The 685-nt window shown below is 64.4% G+C and carries 1 protein-coding gene and 1 pseudogene; both read left to right on the top strand.

What is annotated here, in order from left to right:
* Positions 1 to 211 (top strand): annotated as a pseudogene (locus tag RLDS_RS56755) (integrase); the annotation flags it as partial.
* Positions 195 to 653, top strand: a complete 459-nt coding sequence (locus tag RLDS_RS29210) for a hypothetical protein (protein WP_020819456.1) — start codon at positions 195 to 197, stop codon at positions 651 to 653. The pseudogene RLDS_RS56755 and the gene RLDS_RS29210, both read left to right, overlap by 17 nt.
* The last annotated feature ends 32 nt before the right edge of the window (positions 654 to 685 follow it).

Raw genomic sequence — 685 nt, 5'->3', positions numbered from 1 at the left:
CACGCAAAGCACTTGCTCGACTTGCGCCAACTTCGCCGTGACCGGCAAGCATAAGCCGGTCTGGGAAGCGCGCCTTGAGCGCAACAGCGCTTTGCTCCAGCGCGATGACCTCGACTCCGAGAGCCGTGCGCTTGCAGAAGCCCGCATCCAGGAATCTCGCCGTATCCTGGACCAGTTAGACGAAGGAAATACCGATGGCGACCGAAATTGACCTGTCCAGCCCGCAAGCTCGACGGCGGGCAAAGACGGATGCGCGCCTGCGTGAAGCCCTTGCAGGCCTCGCCGGCAATCCCTCCGCAGAACCCACAGTCGCTGCGCTCGCACGGGCAGCCGGGGTCGGCCGCAACATCATATATACCCATCATGCCGGCGTTCTCGACGGCCTCCGCGCGCTTCAGTCGCAGCGTGCCGGCGCGAACGAGACGACCGCCAGAGAGGCCGATCGCACACGCTCGGCTCTTCGGGATGCCGAAGCTCGAAGCGCCGCCCTCGCGACACATAACGCTAGCCTGTTGAAACGCGCCGTCGACGCCGAGCAACGTGCCGAGAGGCTTGAGCGGCGCAATGCCCAACTCGTGCAGGAACTCGATCGGATACGTAGACCAATCCCGATCCGCCCCAGCGCTGAAGCGCACGATCCTTCCGCTGTCTGACGTCGGTCACGCCCTAATCGGGCGTCCCGAAA

The sequence above is a fragment of the Sphingobium lactosutens DS20 genome, assembly GCF_000445105.1.
Classification (GTDB): domain Bacteria; phylum Pseudomonadota; class Alphaproteobacteria; order Sphingomonadales; family Sphingomonadaceae; genus Sphingobium; species Sphingobium lactosutens.
Note: the sequence above shows the minus strand (reverse complement) of the source record. Positions and strands in the feature narration are given on the sequence as shown.

What these genes read in the sequence shown, in the direction of transcription:
- RLDS_RS29210 (WP_020819456.1), top strand. Translation starts at nt 195, where the DNA reads ATGGCGACCGAAATTGACCTGTCCAGCCCGCAAGCTCGACGGCGGGCA.